Genomic DNA, 513 nt, shown 5'->3' with positions numbered 1-513 from the left:
AACAACCGCAGACGCAGACTGAACCGGAGCTGACCATAGACCCGTCCCAGTGGCCACCGGGCTGGCAGGCTGGACCGGTGCAGCAGACGCCTCAGATTGGCAGCGACAACGCTATCTATGTGGACCCGGTTGGCCCTGCACAGCGAGGGGAAACCACCTTTACCGGCCCTGGCTTTGAGCAGCAGACCCGACAGCCAGACCCTGCACCGCAACAGAAGGCAAGCGAACCCCGCCAACAGGCACTGCCTTACCACCCGCCTGCCGACTTTACCGGCAACCGTTACGGCACTGTGGATGCCGACCCGGAAGCCGCGCAGCAGGACAGTCAGCAACGCCGACAGGATCAGATCGACAGGGCTGCCCATCAGCATCCGGGTTCAACAGGCTACACCGGCAACCCTGACCGTGATCTGACCAGCTACACCGAACGGATGAACGGCCTGAACCGGTTGTTCCGTTCGTTCAACTGGAAGAAAGGTGACGACAGCAAGAAACGCCGTGTCCGTAAGCTGA

At 61.6% G+C, this 513-nt stretch carries 1 protein-coding gene; it reads left to right on the top strand.

Going from position 1 to position 513, the window contains the following annotated elements:
- Positions 1-513: hypothetical protein (locus AK963_RS34445; RefSeq protein WP_202969981.1), on the top strand; the 513-nt coding region annotated here is incomplete at both ends.

The sequence above is a fragment of the Endozoicomonas atrinae genome (assembly GCF_001647025.1).
Classification (GTDB): Bacteria; Pseudomonadota; Gammaproteobacteria; order Pseudomonadales; family Endozoicomonadaceae; genus Endozoicomonas; species Endozoicomonas atrinae.
Note: the sequence above shows the minus strand (reverse complement) of the source record. Positions and strands in the feature narration are given on the sequence as shown.